The sequence below is a fragment of the Bacillus cereus group sp. BfR-BA-01408 genome (genome assembly GCF_022663305.1).
In the GTDB taxonomy this organism is placed as follows: Bacteria; Bacillota; Bacilli; order Bacillales; family Bacillaceae_G; genus Bacillus_A; species Bacillus_A pacificus.
On the sequence record NZ_JAKUFF010000271.1, the window covers coordinates 1 to 260 of the forward strand.

Below are 260 nucleotides of genomic sequence, written 5' to 3' on the forward strand. Positions count from 1 at the left end.
TGGAGGCTCATGGGGCGGTGGATTTTTCCCTGGAAGTTTTGCTGGAGGTGTGTTAGGTGGGCTTACAGCAGGTGCATTAACGGGTGCAGCAGGTGGAGGATACTATCCAGCACCGTACCCAGTAACTTATCCAGCGCCATATCCAGTTCCATATCCAACACCATATCCGGGGTATCAACAAACACCATATCCGTATTAAACCAAAAAAGAGGCTATCCTCTTTTTTGGTTTAATACGGTATTTATTTATAAAATACTTCC

1 pseudogene is annotated in these 260 nt (G+C 45.0%); it reads left to right on the plus strand.

Annotated elements, in window-relative coordinates:
- A pseudogene (locus MR083_RS27265) lies at nucleotides 1-199 on the plus strand (cobalt transporter); the annotation flags it as partial.
- Nucleotides 200-260: the final 61 nt, after the last annotated feature.